This is a genomic window from Stenotrophomonas sp. VV52 (assembly GCF_002893095.1).
Taxonomy (GTDB): domain Bacteria; phylum Pseudomonadota; class Gammaproteobacteria; order Xanthomonadales; family Xanthomonadaceae; genus Stenotrophomonas; species Stenotrophomonas aracearum.
The window spans coordinates 229,671-245,772 of record NZ_PKQQ01000007.1; the positions used below are offsets into that span (position 1 = coordinate 229,671).

The 16,102-nt window shown below is 58.9% G+C and carries 11 protein-coding genes; 8 read left to right on the top strand and 3 right to left on the bottom strand.

The genetic code is table 11. The annotated features are described in order from the left end of the window. Window positions 1-201: 201 nt before the first annotated feature. The 3 genes from C2U58_RS13385 to C2U58_RS13400 form a co-directional block, all read right to left on the bottom strand. Window positions 202-765 carry a cyclin-dependent kinase inhibitor 3 family protein gene (locus C2U58_RS13385; RefSeq protein WP_101099234.1) on the bottom strand — a complete coding sequence of 188 codons (564 nt, stop codon included), beginning with the start codon at window positions 763-765 and terminating at the stop codon, window positions 202-204. Window positions 766-853: 88 nt separating this feature from the next. Beyond that, on the bottom strand, window positions 854-1,174 hold the full coding sequence (locus tag C2U58_RS13390) for a hypothetical protein (protein ID WP_101099235.1): 321 nt from the start codon (window positions 1,172-1,174) through the stop codon (window positions 854-856). A gap of 472 nt (window positions 1,175-1,646) precedes the next feature. After that, entirely contained in the window at window positions 1,647-2,090 is a 444-nt protein-coding gene (locus C2U58_RS13400; protein WP_101099237.1) for a helix-turn-helix domain-containing protein, read from the bottom strand. Window positions 2,091-2,172: 82 nt separating this feature from the next. On the opposite strand from C2U58_RS13400, the gene C2U58_RS13405 reads away from it, so the two are divergent. From C2U58_RS13405 to C2U58_RS13445, 8 genes are all read left to right on the top strand, one after another. Next, a complete protein-coding gene (locus C2U58_RS13405; protein ID WP_101099238.1) occupies window positions 2,173-2,805 on the top strand; it encodes a cation transporter in 633 nt (210 codons plus the stop codon). A gap of 77 nt (window positions 2,806-2,882) precedes the next feature. Then, window positions 2,883-3,524, top strand: coding sequence for a thioredoxin domain-containing protein (locus C2U58_RS13410; protein WP_157825118.1), 642 nt, complete (start codon window positions 2,883-2,885; stop codon window positions 3,522-3,524). Between the two features lie 1,605 nt (window positions 3,525-5,129). Beyond that, window positions 5,130-6,845 (top strand): phosphoethanolamine--lipid A transferase, encoded by a 1,716-nt coding sequence (locus C2U58_RS13415; RefSeq protein ID WP_101099240.1) that lies wholly within the window; start codon window positions 5,130-5,132, stop codon window positions 6,843-6,845. A 72-nt stretch (window positions 6,846-6,917) separates the two neighbouring features. Further along, on the top strand, window positions 6,918-7,289 hold the full coding sequence (locus C2U58_RS13420) for a diacylglycerol kinase (RefSeq protein WP_101099241.1): 372 nt from the start codon (window positions 6,918-6,920) through the stop codon (window positions 7,287-7,289). Window positions 7,290-7,807: 518 nt separating this feature from the next. After that, a complete protein-coding gene (locus C2U58_RS13430; protein WP_101099243.1) occupies window positions 7,808-9,061 on the top strand; it encodes a TolC family protein in 1,254 nt (417 codons plus the stop codon). Then, complete coding sequence (locus C2U58_RS13435; protein ID WP_054663599.1) at window positions 9,058-10,311, top strand: efflux RND transporter periplasmic adaptor subunit; 1,254 nt, start codon at window positions 9,058-9,060, stop codon at window positions 10,309-10,311. Before C2U58_RS13430 ends, C2U58_RS13435 begins: the two co-directional genes overlap by 4 nt. 15 nt (window positions 10,312-10,326) lie before the next feature. Further along, a complete protein-coding gene (locus C2U58_RS13440; protein ID WP_101099244.1) occupies window positions 10,327-13,563 on the top strand; it encodes a CusA/CzcA family heavy metal efflux RND transporter in 3,237 nt (1,078 codons plus the stop codon). A gap of 84 nt (window positions 13,564-13,647) precedes the next feature. After that, the gene (locus C2U58_RS13445; RefSeq protein ID WP_232767661.1) at window positions 13,648-16,101 is read left to right on the top strand and encodes a heavy metal translocating P-type ATPase; all 2,454 of its coding nucleotides are present in this window, start codon (window positions 13,648-13,650) and stop codon (window positions 16,099-16,101) included. Window position 16,102: the final 1 nt, after the last annotated feature.

A 16,102-nucleotide genomic window follows, 5' to 3' on the forward strand; every position in this document is an offset into this window, starting at 1 on the left:
GAATCAAGAATTCCTTGATCGAGCTCCGGGATCTGAGGAGGACCAAATACACTCGCCGCCCGAAAGTGCTACGGGGTGGTCTGGCAAGGCTCATCAATCGGCGATGGTCCTCCGCCGGTTCTTTCCTATCCGATAATCTCGAAAGGACGTCTTTCGATCAGTCAGAGAGTCAATGGCGGAGTCCGAGCCATTTCGCGCCGGCTATACTCTGTGCTCTTCAGCCCACTTGTGGATGAAGCATTCTTGCTCGAGTGTCTCTACAGCTCCGGGACGAACCCTTCGTACCGCGAGGATCGCGCTTTCAGCATCACTGTTCGTCTTAGTGCTCAATAGAAGCAGCGAGGCAACTAGTCCTGCACGACCCAACCCTCCCTTGCAATGCACGACTACTCTTCCTCCGTCGAGCAGGGCGCGACTCAGATATGGTCCGAGCTCCTTCCAACGTGCCAGGAAGCGGTCGTCTGGCGCGCTACCATCCGTGATAGGCAGTCCATGCCAAGCCAAGCCATGCTTAGCAGCATGATCAGGTAGGGAGGAGATCCTGAGGTCCTCGAACTCCCACGGCTCGATAAGCGTGATCAAAAATCTTGCGCCCCAAGCACGAATCGCCTCCAAGTCCATGTCTAAATCCCTAGCCCAAGCGCCAGTCATTGCGCTCTCTTGATGCTTTCCGGGAGCAAATGTCACGCCAATTGCCCCATCCTTCGTTCCCACCGGTAACTCGGCAATAGCCAGTGGATGGGTGAGACTAGTTCGACTTGTCATAGTAGTAATGTGCCATCGACATTCTGCGCTCTTGCGCGTCGCTTCGGCCAACCAGAAGGCGGGTGCAGAGAGAGGTGCGGCAATGGATTCAAGGCCACCGGCCGCGCGAGGCTATGAAGAGATGCATGGCCTGACGGGACTCCATAGCCTGCTCAGGAAGTTCAATCTTTCGTTGGTAGCAGATTGAACGGGCATAGGCGATCTGCGCTTTTGTGGGCCTTTTGACATCCCAGTCAAGCATCTCTGGGACCAGTCTAGATAGCTCGGCGGCAAGGCGTCTGGAGAGGGTTCCGGCGTCTCCGCCCTCCTGAAGCTTTGCGAGTTGGCGCCGCAGATCCTGCTCCGACTGTTGGCTCAATGACAGTTCTAAGGTGAACTCTGATTCAGCATCTACCAAGAAGAAGCTCATACCTACCTGCCAAGGTCCGTAAGCGGCGCAGGCCCCCGAATGGGAGGTGGGGAGGGGGCGGCCATTGTCAAATATGCTACCGTAAGTACTGTAGACCAAAAGTACTACGAAACCAAAGCTTAGGGGGTGAAAACTTCCAAGCACCAGTTGGCCCTTGGCGCCGCCGTGAAGGCGAGACGGACGGCGCTGGGCGTCTCTCAGGAAGATTTCGCAGCCCGACTAGGTATGCACCGTACGCAACTTGGGCATATTGAGCAGGGAAAGAAGGACTGCAGGCTCTCTACCGTTATTAGGCTCGCCGATGCGCTTGGTCTATCGGCGTCAGGCCTGCTCCATACTGCGGACCTCTAGCGGTTAGTTTTGAGTGCAGACCCGGTGTTGGTTCCGGGTTTCTTGAAGCGTCTTTGACTATCCTTGCCGGTAGCAGGAAGATCTCTACGTGCTCGGCAAAGGTCAGCGCTCTCAGGGACCTTCACCGTTTCGGGGGCTGAATCCCGCCATGTTTAGCCGGCCCGACTGGCGCCTGCAAAGCGCCGAGGACTCGACACTCGGAAACCAGACCACCTGGACAGTGGGAGAGTATGCGAGTTAGCTCTTTGTTCAGTGCCTGGAGGTCTCTTACCTTCTCCTCAATACTGCGAATCTGACTCCGGACCAACTCATCCACAGCCCCGCACTCCTGGTCGCCATGGGTCTCTAATTCAATGAGATCCCGGATCTGGGCGATGGGGAGTCCAAGCTCTCTGGCACGGCGAACGAAGGCAAGCCTGCGCCGATCAACTTCAGTGTAGTGGCGGTAGTTGGCTTGTGAACGGGCCGGAGACGCAAGGAGGCCAATTTTCTCGTAGTAGCGAATCGTCTCAGCCTTGGTTCCGGTACGGAGTGAGAGTTGGCCGATCGTGAAGACGGTGGACATAGCTTGACCCTCTAGTTGCTACAGGGTTGATAAAGGCAGGATGAGCTGATTTCAACCCCAGAAGCCTTTTATAGGACTCACGATGGACCACTGCTGCGGTAACAAGCGCCAAGAACTCGAGCGGATGGCACAACAGGGCGCTCAGCGCCGCGTGCTGCTATGGGTGATGGCTATCAACTTGGTGATGTTTTTCGTCGAGTTTGGCGCCGGCATAGTCGCCAACTCAAGTGCGCTCCAAGCCGATGCGGTGGACATGCTTGGCGATGCAGCCGTGTACGCGCTCAGTCTCTGGGCCGTGGGGCGTGGTAGTCGGTGGGAGGCAGGCGCGGCCTTGGTAAAGGGCTTCTTGATCCTTGGATTCTTCGTTTTCATTGTCGTCGAGGTCGTGAACAAGATGATCACCGCGGTTCCACCGGCCAGCGGCATCATGCTCATCTTCGGATCAATTGCACTTGTGGCGAACCTATCCTGCTTGGCTTTCCTTTGGCGATTCCGCGCCCTAAACATCAACATGAAGAGCACGTTCGAATGCTCACGTAATGACGTGGCTGCCAACGTGGGCGTTCTCGTAGCCGCGGGCGGGGTGGCCCTCATCGGCAGCGGGTGGCCGGACATCGCCGCAGGATCAATCATCGCCCTGCTCTTTCTTCGATCTGCTGTAAGCGTGATCGTTGAGGCGTGGCCCGCATGGCGCTTGGGAGCCGAGCAGCGTTAGTTGGTACTGCGTCACACCAAGCTACCCGAGCCGCATCGGTCCTTTCAAACACCACAAGGCACACTGGAGCTATTTCAATGAAAGCAGCACGCACGATCATAGCGGTGTTGATACTATCTCTCGCCGCATTTTCCCCCACTTCATTCGCTCGGAGTGCCGAGGGCCCGGCCAATGACCAATCGCCTCAAGCCGGTGTGGTAGTACGGCCTCATTCGCCTGTCATAGGCCCGGTCAATGCGCCCGTCACCATCATCGAGTTCTTCGATCCAGCTTGTGAGGCCTGCCGGGCCATGCATCCAGAGGTCAAAAGGATCCTGAGAGAAAATGCGGATGCTCGGCTGGTGCTTCGCTATACGCCCTTCCACGGGAAGACATCTGTCCTCGGCATAAACATTCTTGAGGCTGCGCGCCAGCAGAACCGGTTTGCGGCCGTTCTCGAAGCGCTAATGGATGCCCAGCCCGCCTGGGCTTCACACGGGCGGGAAGACTCAGCGATTGCTTGGGAATTTGCGCGAAAAGCTGGCTTGGACGTGGCTAAAGCCCGCGCATACATCGCTACGGGCGTAGTGGAAAAAGTGATTGCGGTCGATCTCGCCGACGCGAAGGCTGCAAAGATTGGCGGAACTCCGTCCTTTTTTGTGAACGGAACTCCGCTCCCGCGACTCGATCCCGCACTGCTCAGCCAGTTAGTCCGTACAGAAGTCAAGGCAAAGCGTTAATTTGTCGTCCCGCCCGCATCGCATGTGGTTAGTCCTCAACCCGTTCATTCTTCCGAGCAAGCCGCAGGATGCGACTCATACACGACCGCGCGGTTGATGAACAAGTGCCGGCTTGCTGATGAGCGCCGTCCACGGTATCTTCTCGACCTCAACCGTATTGGTCAGAGCCGCACGTGACTTCCTTCGTCATCCACGCTAAGCGCTACGCTCTGGCACTGCTACTTGCAGTGCTGGTGGTCGTGCCTTTCGTGGATGCGTCGATTTGCTCTTCTGAAGAGCAGGCCCATCAGGACGTAGCAGGGGCAGGCGACGGCCATTCCGACAAGTCACACCCTGCGTGTGGTCATGGGCACTGCCACCACAGCAGCACCTTCGTCGCGTCCAACGGATTCACCAGTGCCGACGCTGCACTAAATGAAGACGGGCATACGTTCTACGAACAGCCTGTGACTTCCCACACGCCCGAAAGGCTGATTAGACCTCCCAGGGCTTGATCGCGACACAGGCGCAGCGCGTCTGCTCGTACTTCTGCGATCACCTTTAACAGGTCTCTCCATGATCAAACTTTGTTGCTGGGCGCTTGGCGCGCCCGGCCGACGCGTGGCTGCTGGTGCAGCCGCCGAACGGCATCGTGCCGCCTTCAAAAAGGTGGACTAAATGCCTCTTCCGATTCCCACCTCTAACCGAGTTTCGTACGGTCAATCTGCCGTGCTGACGACAGCTTCTGTGCTGATCATTCCCGCACGCCCTGGAGACGGTGCTCTATCTCCAGCCGGTGAGGCACGTTTGGCCTCGGTCTTCTCCCCTGAATTCGTGGATACCGCTACCTGGTTGCCGTGGCACAGGGACGGCCTGGTCGTAGGCAGACCTCCGCTACTGACCGGGATTCAAGCCACGCTGGCGCAACTAACCGAAACCTTGCGGACTTCCTTCTTGGGTGCCTCCCGGGTATCAGTCTCTGCGTATGCGTGGATACGTAGTGTCTCAGTGCTTTCAGTCTCACGCGGTGCGTTGAAGAGGCCTTCCCCGGGCATGAGCGCCGTAGGAGTCGTCCAGGCGCTTGCGAGTTCCAAATGGCACAGCGCTTCAAAGCTATTTCCAGGGACTTCCGCGCGAGTAGCCAGACGTACCCGGCCCTCCGCAGCGCATAGACGCTACAAGTGGCTCGGGGAGCATTCGGCTTCGACGCAGTCAGTCGCGACCGGTTATGGATTCGCGCAAGCCAGTCAGCGGCAGCCTGCACTGGTGATGAACTGTAACCGCCACCGACTGCGCAGGCGTCGACTACTTATCGAGGGATCAGCGCTCGGCGACTGTCCCGGTGAAGATCCGAAACCTCGCAAGCTCTCTACCCCAACCAATCGCTACTTCAGGACTCTGCCTCTTGGCGGCGATGCGTCTGCTTGCGCGGACTCAATACAGCGGCCTTATGCATCGCCTCTTGCGAGTGCAGACGCACCTTCTCCCAGACCTGCATCGCATCTCTAAGCGCCCGTTGGAATTAGACCCGCGAGCAGGAACGCCCTTCGACGAGTTGGCGCGGTCTGCGAAGTGCCTCCGCATGCGCCATGAGCGCATTTGGCGGTCGATCAAAAGGAAGCAGCTATGCGTTACATGAAAAAATACCTGAACCACAGTTGGAAGCTTGGTGGGAATGGCTCAAATCCACTAGGACGGCTCGGCCGGCCTCTTCGTGGGCCTCAGGCCGGGATCAACACACTAATCGTGATCGTCGCACTCTACTTCACGTTGTTCCTCAACAACGCCTTCTTTGCAGAGGTAGTTGAAAAGAGTGGTGTGGAGGGTGTGGCGCGAGCGCTGCTTGTCGCGTCTACGGCCGCGCTTCTTACGGCTATGAACGTACTTATTCTTGGGCTTCTGTGCGTCCGATGGACGTTGAAACCGATTGTTGCTTTGCTCCTCATTGTGTCAGCAGCGGCGGCATACAACTCCGACAATTACGGCGTGTACTTCGATTCGAGCATGATTCGAAACGTGCTGAAGACTGACAGCGCGGAGGCCGGAGAGCTGCTGACCTGGGGATTGTTCCTGTCGGTGCTGGTCAAAGGTCTGCTTCCCGCCGTTGCGGTATGTGCGGTACGAATTCGACCTCACTGCACCATGGCGCGCGGACTACTTTCCAGAGCTCTCTTGCTGGGCATGGCTATAGTGGTAGTTGTTGGTGCGGCACTGGCCTCATTCGACAACCTATCCTCGCTTATGCGCAACCACAAGTCAGTCAGATACCTTGCGACGCCCGGGAACTACCTTGCCTCGATAGGGAAGGTCATCAAAGAGGAGACGCGCGCAGAGCGTGGACCGATCAAAGTAGTCGGTCCCGACGCCACGATGGATCCTCATCCACCAGGCGCGAAGCCACACTTTCTTGTCATTGTTGTAGGCGAGACGGTTCGCGCCCAGAACTGGGGGCTGAACGGATACGCTAGGAACACGACACCGCAACTTGAAGCCCTGGACGTCGTGAACTTCACCGACGTGACGGCCTGTGGTTCCAATACCGAGGTGTCCGTTCCTTGCATGTTTTCTATGTATGGAAGGCGAGACTACGACCGAGACAAGATCAAAAGATCCGAGTCGCTTCTGCACGTATTGGAGCGCGCCGGAATCAAGACCCTGTGGCGCGACAACCAGACGGGATGCAAGGGGGTGTGCTCTGATCTTGCATTTGAGTCTTACCGCGTTCCCGCCAAAGATAGTCTATGTGACGATCAGGCTTGTCGCGACGAAATCATGCTGCAGGGATTGCATGACTCCATTGACGACAATCCCGGCGACGTCGTCGTGGTTCTGCATCAGCTTGGTAACCACGGACCTAGCTACTACAAGCGATACCCCGAGAGCCTGAGGAAGTTTACTCCTGACTGCCGCAACGCCGACCTTGGCAAGTGTACTCGCGCCGAGATAGTCAATGCCTATGACAACGCAGTCTTAGCGACGGATGACTTTCTGGCAAAGACAATCCGTATGCTCGAACAGGACAAGAGCCACGATACAGGCTTGATCTATGTATCCGACCACGGGGAGTCATTGGGCGAGGCGAACGTCTATCTGCATGGTCTTCCCTACGCCATTGCCCCGGAGACTCAGATCAAAGTGCCGATGGTGATGTGGATGTCAGAGGGCATGAAGAGCAGCAACAAGCTGGATATTGAATGCGTCCAGGGACGTTCAAGGCTGCCAGCCACTCACGACAACCTCTTCCATTCTGTGCTCGGTCTCATGCAGGTGCGGACAAAAGCGTTGGACCAGAGCCTAAATCTGTTCTCCGGCTGCTCCGTTGGCAGTGTCGCCGCCCCATAACCATTTCTCGGGAGCAGCGCTGCCGGGAGATCCCGGCAGCGCCTCCTAACGGCAGAAGAAGGAAACATCACAATGGCAGACATGTATGGTCATCGTCCACGGAGCATCGCCCGTGTGTTGAAAGCGCTGCGCTGGTCTCTTCAGGGGCTGCGATCGGCCTGGCTGCATGAGTCTTCTTTTAGGCTAGAGGTCGTCATGGCCCTGGCGGCTCTACCCGCCGCAGTCTGGTTAGGCGACTCAGGGGTAGAGCGAGCCCTCTTGGTAGGGAGTGTGCTGTTGGTGCTTGCGTTGGAACTACTGAACTCGGCCATCGAAGCAGTTATTGAACGATACGGGCCGGAGATCCATGAGCTCGCTGGTCGTGCCAAAGACATGGGCTCAGCCGCTGTGTTCGTAGCACTTTGCAATGTCGGACTGACCTGGGCATTCCTCCTCCTAGACTGACCACCTTAGCTCCAAACCTGAACGGAAGCCTAAATCGTGCCAAAAGCGGTCGCTTCCACCCTTCTATGTAATTGTATCCGTCTCAATCAGGTTGATAGCCTTCCCACCATGCGCCGGTCCCTTCCTGCCATTCGTATGTACCTAATGCTGCTGCTTTTGGCGGTATTTGTGGTCGTGCCTGTGGCCGAGTCGTTGGCGTGTGCGCAGGAAGCACCGGCTAGCCAGGGAGATGTTCACGCCCTGAGCAGTGACTCAGACCTGGAATCGGGCAAGGACAAGAGTAAGCAATCATCCGGCGCCGACTCCTGCGGTCACGGGCATTGCCACCACTCAACCGCTAGTCTCCCCGCCGCCGGCCACGACGATCTGCTCGCCAATGGTCGAACCTTGCTGCGCAATACCGAGCACGGGGATGTCTACGCACTTCGACTCGACGGGCCCATGCGCCCCCCCCGTATCTGATCTCGCTCTGCCCCGCGCTAGCGGGTAGTTCGCTCAGATAATTTACGGGAGTTTTTATGTCGATTTTGACAGGTCGGTCGCTATCAGCGACCGGGTTGGCTGTTGCTGTTCTGCTGGCATTGGTGCCTGGCGGGGATGTAGGTGCTCAAACTGCACCGTCTTACGAATCGTTGCTTTCTCGTTTGGACCAGATGCCTGCGTCCGTCCAAGGTGCCGCGCTGGCCGAGGCCGCAGAGGCTCGGGTGCAACAGGCCCGGGCTGTACCCAATCCGACGGTCTCCATCGACGCAGAGAACGCGTACGGTACTGGTGCCTATCGGGGTTTCTCCAACGCTGACACCATTGTGACGCTTTCCCAGCCGCTCGAAATTTGGGGTCAGCGGGGCGCGCGAGTGCGCGCTGCGCGTGCAGAGGCAGGCGCAGCGGGCCTGCGGGGCGATCTGATGCGCAGCGATGCGGCTGGTCGTCTGGCAGCCACGTATGCGGAGGCAGAGGCTGCTCTGCGCCGCTATGAGTTGGCTAGCGAAGCTTTGGCGTTGATTGAACAAGACGCGAAAGCCGTAGGTGCGATGGTTAGCGAAGGTCGGGAACCCAACTTGCGCGGCGTCCAGGCGCGTAGCGAGGTTGCTAACGCGAAGGCCAGCCTGGATGAGGCCGAGGCCTTCCGGGACGCGGCTCTAGCGCGGCTAGCCGGGGTGTCTTTGTTGGATGGCCGGCTTACCGAGATCGGTGAAAGCCTTCTGGATCGCGTGCCATCTCACCCGGTCGCAAACGAGGCCGCCCCGCTCGCTGTTCGAATCGCCCAAGCCGAAGCGGAGGCGTCAGGTCGGCTCATCGATGTCGAGCGTAAGCGCGCTTTGCCACAACTGAGCGCATCTGTGGCTCAAACGCGCTTCCGCCAAGCAGGCGACGAGGCCTACAACGTTGGCATCAGCCTTTCCATTCCCCTGTTTGACCGCAACCGCGGGGCGATTCGGGCTGCATATGCCGAGCAACGTGCAGCTGAGGCGGTTCTAGAGGGTCAGAAGCGTGACAGCGAGGCGGCTCGGTTGGGAGCGGTAGCGAGTCTCAAAGCGTCCAACAGCCGCGCGCGAGCTGCGGATGAGAGCGTACAAGCCGCAGACGAAGCCTATCGGTTGGCCCGCATCGGATTCGAGGCAGGTCGTATATCGCAATTGGAGCTGCGTAGCACCCGATCAACTTTGATTGCTGCGCGTGGCAGCGCTGTAGATGCCCGCCTTAGCCGGGTGACAGCAGAAATCGACCTCGCTCGCCTTGAAGGGCGCGCACCGTTTGTGGAGGCAAAATGAATAAGTACGGAAACAAGACGCTCATCGGAGCGACGCTGGTGGCTGCCTTCCTGCTCACCGGGGGGCTTACCGCATGCAGTGGCGGTGCGGAGGAAACGGAAAAAGCCGCCGGCACCGAGGCCAAGAGTAAGGGCAGCAAAGAAGAAGGGAAGGGTGGTCACGCAGATGAGGCCACGCCTGATGGTGCAGAAGCCCACAATGATGGCGACGGCGACGGTGAACACGGCGAGGAGGAGGCTGAGGAGGGGCTAGTCAAGCTGACGTCCGATCAGATCAAGGCATCTGGCATCGGCGTGGTTGCAGTAGGGCGGGGCGGTGGCGCTTCAACTAGGCTTGCAGGTCGCGTCGAGCCCGCCATCGGGGGGCGCGCAGCGATCGCCTCGACGGTCACTGGCCGGGTTGAGCGCGTACTCGTTGCGCCAGGAACAGCGGTCAAAAGCAATCAACCTCTAGTAGTTGTGGTTAGCGGCGAAGCTGCGACGTTCAAGGCCGCAGCTACTGCGGCGGCGGCAGAGGCAGAAGCTACTCGCTTGGCCTACAGCCGCGATAAATCTCTGGTGGACCAAGGTGTGGTGGCGCGTCAGGAGCTGGAGGCCTCGCGGGCCCGCTCTTTGGCGGCCGATGCTGCGGCCAGTGCTGCCCGTGCTCAAGTCGCTGCCAGCGGCTCTCCGGACAGTTCCGGCCGGGTGACCATCACCAGTCCGGTCGCTGGGTTGGTAGGCAACGTCCAGGTAACACCAGGTGGTGTCGTCTCGGCTGGAACCTTGGTGGCGGAGGTTTCCAATCCCGACATGAATGAACTCGTGTTTACCGCGCCCCCCGCGCTGGCCACCGTCGCCATGCCAGGGATGAAGTTGGAGGTCACGGGCCCCCGAGGTAGCTTCGAGGCTGAAGTAATTGCTGCGGCTGCGAATGTGATGCAGCAGGGTGGCACCGCCACGATTCGTGCCAAGCCAATCTCCGAGAAACTTCCACCGGCCGGCTCCCCCGTTTCGGCACTGATCATTGCCGGTGGTGCCGCCGAAGGTATGAGCGTGCCTGCTGACGCGGTCCAAACCGTTGACGGCAGAAGCGTTGTCTTCGTGGCCGTCGAGGGCGGCTTCAAAGCAACGCCGGTACTCGCCGGGCGCCGTGCAGGCAATCGAATCGAGATCCTTAACGGTCTGACGGGCAGTGAGCGCGTCGTAGGCGCCAACGCCTTCCTGCTCAAAGCCGAACTGGCCAAGGGCGAAGCCGAACACGGCCACTAAGGGAACTCATTCACCATGTTCAACATCATCATCGAAGCAGCGGTCAGGTTCCGCTGGCTCATGGTGTTTCTGGCCGCATTGATTGCCTGCTTTGGCTTGTTCCAACTAAGCAAGCTACCAGTCGATGCCGTACCAGATATCACCAACCGCCAGGTCCAGATCAATACCATCGCCCCAGCCCTGACCCCTGAGCAAATCGAGCGTCAGGTTACGTACCCCTTGGAGACGGCCTTGGCTGGCATCCCGGGGCTGAACACCACCCGTTCGCTATCGCGCAATGGCTTCTCCCAGGTCACTGCAATCTTCACCGACAAGACTGACATCTACTTCGCACGCCAGCAGGTCGCTGAGCGCATGCGGGAAGCGGCCGGGGACCTGCCTGACAATGTCTCACCCATGCTTTCGCCCGTTACTACGGGTTTGGGTGAGGTACTGATGTGGACAGTGGACTTCAGGCCATTCGACCCCAAGAAGCTGGCCAAACCTGGCCAAGCCGGTTGGCACGAGGGCGAGGTCTACCTGACCCCGGAAGGCGATCGCCTTGCTACCGCGCAGGAGCGCGCAACGTATCTGCGTACCGTCCAAGATTGGATTATCGCGCCCCAGATGCGCTCAAGCCCGGGCTTGGCGGGGGTTGATACGGTAGGTGGCTACGTCAAGGAATACGGTATCTACCCCGACAGCGCACGGCTGGCGGCATACCGACTTGGCTTGGCCGATCTCGTACAGGCATTGGAGCGTTCCAACGTTCAAGCAGGTGCGGGCTTCGTTCAACGTGCAGGTGAGGGCCTGGTAGTACGGGCCGACGGCCTTGCGTTGACGACCGACGACTTGGCCCAATCCCCGGTAGCGACCAAGGACGGCGTGGTTATTCGCGTAGCCGATGTAGCAGAGGTCGGTCTGGGTCGTGCCCCGCGGCTGGGCGCGGCTAGCCGTAACGGACATGAGGCCGTGCTTGGCACTGCTCTGATGATCGCCGGAGGTAATAGCCGCACCGTGGCACAGGCGGCCGCTGAGCGTCTGGCGCAGGTCAACGAATCTCTGCCGGCCGATATCTTTGCAGAACCGGTGCTTGACCGAAGCGTGCTGGTCAACTCGACCGTCAAGACGGTCGCCAAGAACCTGACTGAAGGTGCTCTGCTGGTAGTTGTGGTTCTCTTCCTGCTACTGGGAAACTTCCGTGCAGCAGCCATTACCGCGCTGGTGATTCCGCTCTCGTTCCTGTTTGCCGTTATCGGCATGAACAAGTTTGGTATCAGCGGCAACCTGATGAGCTTGGGCGCCCTGGATTTCGGCATTCTTGTAGATGGTGCGGTGATCGTGATCGAGTCCACCCTGCTGATGCTGGGCAAACGCCGAGCAGAACTTGGCCGGCCTCTGAATGCCATGGAACGGCTCCGCGTGGCGGCAGATTCAGCCAAGAAGATGGCGCGTCCTGCGGCGTTCGGGCAGATGATTATTCTGCTGGTGTTCGCACCGATCCTCACCTTGGAGGGCGTTGAAGGTAAGACGTTCCAACCGATGGCAGCTACTTTCATGCTCGCCCTGATTGGCGCATTTATCTTCTCCTTTACCTTCGTGCCTGCAATGGCTGCGCTCCTTGTGAGAGATCCAAAGCCTCATGCGAACAAGGACGGCAAGGATTCTCACGACAATGAAGAGCACGAGACTGCAATCATCCGCGTCCTGAGAAGGCGCATTGAGCCAGCAATCCAAGGTGCCATTCGTAGGCCCAAGGCTGTGCTTGCTGGCGCTCTGATGATGCTTGTGATGGGCGTGGTCGGCTTCACGATGCTGGGTCGGGAGTTCATGCCAACGCTTGATGAGGGAAACCTTGCCATGCAGGCGCTTCGCGTTCCCTCGACGTCCTTGGAGCAATCGCTGGCTATGCAACTGGCGCTGGAGAGGTCCATCGCGGCTGAGCCTGAGGTAGTGACCGTCTTCTCAAGAACAGGTACTGCCGAAGCTGCTATCGATCCAATGCCAACCAACATCTCTGACAGCGTGATCGTGCTCAAACCGCGCAAGGATTGGCCTGACTCTTCCTTGAGCAAGGAGGATCTAATCGCCAGGTTTGAGAAGATCGCAGCCTCGCAGATAGGTAACAGCTTCGAGTTCAGTCAGCCCATCGAACTGCGCTTCAACGAGTTGATCTCGGGTGTGCGTACGGATTTGGCTGTCATGATCTACGGCGACAACTTCGAGCAGCTTCAGGCTGTTGCCGATCAGGTTGCGCTGAAGCTGAGGAACGTGGAGGGCGCTGCGGATGTTCGTGTGGAACAGATCTCTGGTCTGCCCACGCTCAATGTAGCGATCGACCACCTTGCAGCAGCACAGTACGGTCTGACGGCTGCAGATGTTAGCGACGCCCTTGCAACGGGCATCGGCGGCGCGGCGGCCGGCAAGATCTTTGAGGGGGATCGTCGTTTCGATGTCGTCGTTCGCCTCGGAGACGATGCCCGCAATGATCCCGATCAGCTTGCATCACTGCCAATTGCAACTCCCACCGGCGGGATTGTGCCCCTCTCATCTGTTGCACGCATCGACATCAGCGAGGGACCTAATCAGATCAGCCGGAACAACGGTAGCCGGCGTGTAGTGGTTCAGGCCAATGTACGCGGCCGTGACTTGGGCGGGTTCGTAGGTGAAGCCCAAGCTGCAGTGAAGGATGTTCAGTTGCCCCCGGGTGCACACATGACTTGGGGCGGGCAGTTCGAGAACCTCCAGCGGGCGGAAAAGCGACTCTTGACCGTCGTGCCGATCGTGTTCCTGCTGATCGGTAGCCTGTTGTTCATGGCACTGGGCAGTGCAAAGGAAGCGGGCCTCGTGTTCAGCTGCGTTCCGCTAGCACTGGTCGGCGGCATTCTCGCTTTGCTCGTTCGTGGCATGCCGTTCTCGGTGTCTGCTGCAGTCGGATTCATTGCGGTTTCTGGCGTGGCAACGCTGAATGGTCTGGTGCTCATGCAGGCTATTCGAGAGCGCCTGGACGCCGGCGATAGCCCTCTGATTGCTGCGATGAATGGCGCCGGCAGCCGAATTCGGGCCGTGGTGACCACCGCGTTGGTCGCCATCGTCGGCTTCATTCCGATGGCTATTGCGAGTGGTTCGGGTGCCGAAGTGCAGAAGCCTCTGGCTACGGTGGTCATTGGTGGCTTGTTGACTGCAACGGTCTTGACGCTGCTTGTCTTGCCGACCTTCGCGGGGCGACTGGCCAAGTCAGATCCTAAGGTGGAGCCGGAGACCGCCCACTGATTGAATGAGTGTTTGGGCCCGGCAGCGCATCTGCCTGCCGGGCCTCCCGATCCAATCTCTTGACGTTGGAGGCAATACGTGAACATGACCACAGAAGTCGAACTGCCGGTCGTACTCCCCGGCGTACCTCAAGAGGACCACTGCGTACAGAGACTGGCCGATGAGCTGGAGGAAATGGCCGGTATATCACGCGTGCATCTGCGCGGGGTAAGCGCAGGAGCTCCGGAGGCCCTATGCATTCACTATGACCCCGAGCTGATCTCACTTCAGCGCGTGCGCGAACTAGCGTCGTCTATGGGGATTGGCCTGGGTGAGCGATACGGCCATCTGTCCTTGGAGATGGACTCGTCCGTGCATGCCCGCAAGGCAAGGACGATCGCGGGGCAGCTACAAGCTATACCCGGTGTCGTTGAAGCGACCACCAGCCCTGCTGGAAGGGTGAACATCGAGTACGACCGGACCCAGACAGGAGAAGCTGATCTGAGGGCGAAGCTCGAGGATTTTGGAGTGGGAAGGAGCGGCCCCGCCCCCGACCAAGGCGCGCAAGGTCAGCACGAAGGTCACAATCATAAGGATGGGCAGGACCATGCTCATTCCCATGGTGGAATCCTTGGTGCCAACAGTGAGCTACTGTTCTCACTCGCATGTGGCCTGCTCCTCCTGATTGGCTTTGCACTTGAAAAGCTCGGCTTGCTCGCAAACGACTGGGTCCCTACTTCTCTTTACGTGGCTGCCTACCTGTTCGGAGGTTGGTTCACGCTCCGCGAAGCTATTGAGAACATCAAGCTAAAGCGCTTTGAGATCGACACGTTGATGCTTGTTGCGGCGGCAGGTGCTGCTGCGCTGGGCGCATGGGCAGAGGGCGCACTGCTTCTGTTCCTCTTCAGCCTCGGCCACGCGCTCGAACACTATGCGATGGGCCGCGCAAAGAGAGCGATTGAGGCGCTTGCCAAGTTGGCCCCGGAGACAGCCAGGGTTGTCAAAGACGGGAAGGTCACTGAAGTCCAGGTTGAGTCGCTGATACCTGGAGACGTGGTGGTTGTTCGTCCCAATGATCGGATGCCGGCGGACGGATTCGTTGTTAAAGGAACCAGCAGCGTTGATCAAGCGCCTGTAACCGGTGAGAGCATCCCGGTAGATAAGCTGCCGGTAGGTGATCGTGCGCTGGCGCGGGTGCGTCCGGACTCCGTTGAGATGCAGTCCCGCGTCTTCGCCGGCACCATTAACGGCTCCGGCGCAATGGAAGTTGAGGTGACCCGCCGATCAGGGGAGTCGGCCTTGGCCCGCGTCGTCAAGATGGTGAGTGAGGCCGAGACCAGAAAGTCGCCAACTCAACGCTTCACCGACAAATTCGAAAGAGTATTCGTTCCGGCAGTTCTGATTCTGGCAGTGCTGTTGCTTTTCTCGTGGGTAGTGATCGACGAGCCATTCCGAGATAGCTTCTATCGAGCGATGGCAGTACTGGTCGCGGCAAGCCCGTGCGCACTGGCTATTGCCACACCAAGTGCCGTTCTGGCCGGTATTGCTAGAGCGGCCCGGGGCGGAGTGCTCATCAAGGGTGGCGCCCCGCTAGAAGAACTGGGAATGGTTCGCGCCATCGCGTTTGACAAGACTGGAACCCTCACCGAGGGAAAGCCGCGAATCACCGACATTAAGGTGATGCAAGGCTCTACAGAGCAGGAACTGCTGCAGGTTGCGGTCGCCGTAGAGGCCTTGAGTGATCACCCACTGGCGGCAGCCATTGTTCGAGATGGCAACGCTCGCTTGGGAGAGGTTCCCGTGCCAGTAGCCACGGATCTCGCTAACTTCACTGGAAGCGGGGTTCAGGCGAGGGTGAATGGCCTAAACGTCTGGATCGGAAAGGCAGAGATGTTCGGCACCGGCGGCATCAGCACCCTGACTGCGGAGGCGCAGTCGGCCATCGACGAGCTTCGCAACGTTGGACGAACCACGATGGCAGTTCGCCTAGGTGACCGTGATATCGGTGTCATTGGCCTTATGGATACGCCGCGCCCAGAAGCACGAGAAGCATTGGACAAGCTGCGAAGCTTGGGCATCCAGCGGATGATCATGATTTCCGGCGACCATCAGACAGTGGCACAGGCCGTGGCAACGGACGTGGGCCTAGACGATGCTTGGGGCAATCTAATGCCCGATGACAAGGTGAAGGCCATCCGCCAGCTCAAGGATACGGAGCGAGTGGCGATGGTTGGTGATGGTGTGAACGACGCGCCTGCGATGGCGAGTGCGAGCGTCGGCATCGCGATGGGCGCCGCGTCCTCGGACGTTGCTCTGGAGACGGCCGACGTAGCACTCATGTCCGAAGACTTGAGGCAGGTAGCGTTCTCAGTGGCGCTTAGTCGACGCACCCGAAGTGTGATCCGCCAGAACGTTTACGTGAGCCTGGGCGTAGTGGCGGTGTTGGTGCCTGCGACAGTCATGGGTCTTGGGATTGGTCCTGCTGTAGCAGTGCATGAGGGATCGACTCTGTTGGTCGTGTTCAATGCGCTGAGACTCCTCGGCTACCGCCAATCCTGAC

What these genes read in the sequence shown, in the direction of transcription:
- C2U58_RS13405 (WP_101099238.1), top strand. Translation starts at nt 2,173, where the DNA reads ATGGACCACTGCTGCGGTAACAAGCGCCAAGAACTCGAGCGGATGGCA.
- C2U58_RS13400 (WP_101099237.1), bottom strand. Translation starts at nt 2,090, where the DNA reads ATGTCCACCGTCTTCACGATCGGCCAACTCTCACTCCGTACCGGAACC.
- C2U58_RS13435 (WP_054663599.1), top strand. Translation starts at nt 9,058, where the DNA reads ATGAATAAGTACGGAAACAAGACGCTCATCGGAGCGACGCTGGTGGCT.
- C2U58_RS13385 (WP_101099234.1), bottom strand. Translation starts at nt 765, where the DNA reads ATGACAAGTCGAACTAGTCTCACCCATCCACTGGCTATTGCCGAGTTA.
- C2U58_RS13440 (WP_101099244.1), top strand. Translation starts at nt 10,327, where the DNA reads ATGTTCAACATCATCATCGAAGCAGCGGTCAGGTTCCGCTGGCTCATG.
- C2U58_RS13430 (WP_101099243.1), top strand. Translation starts at nt 7,808, where the DNA reads ATGTCGATTTTGACAGGTCGGTCGCTATCAGCGACCGGGTTGGCTGTT.
- C2U58_RS13420 (WP_101099241.1), top strand. Translation starts at nt 6,918, where the DNA reads ATGGCAGACATGTATGGTCATCGTCCACGGAGCATCGCCCGTGTGTTG.
- C2U58_RS13410 (WP_157825118.1), top strand. Translation starts at nt 2,883, where the DNA reads ATGAAAGCAGCACGCACGATCATAGCGGTGTTGATACTATCTCTCGCC.
- C2U58_RS13445 (WP_232767661.1), top strand. Translation starts at nt 13,648, where the DNA reads ATGACCACAGAAGTCGAACTGCCGGTCGTACTCCCCGGCGTACCTCAA.
- C2U58_RS13415 (WP_101099240.1), top strand. Translation starts at nt 5,130, where the DNA reads ATGCGTTACATGAAAAAATACCTGAACCACAGTTGGAAGCTTGGTGGG.
- C2U58_RS13390 (WP_101099235.1), bottom strand. Translation starts at nt 1,174, where the DNA reads ATGAGCTTCTTCTTGGTAGATGCTGAATCAGAGTTCACCTTAGAACTG.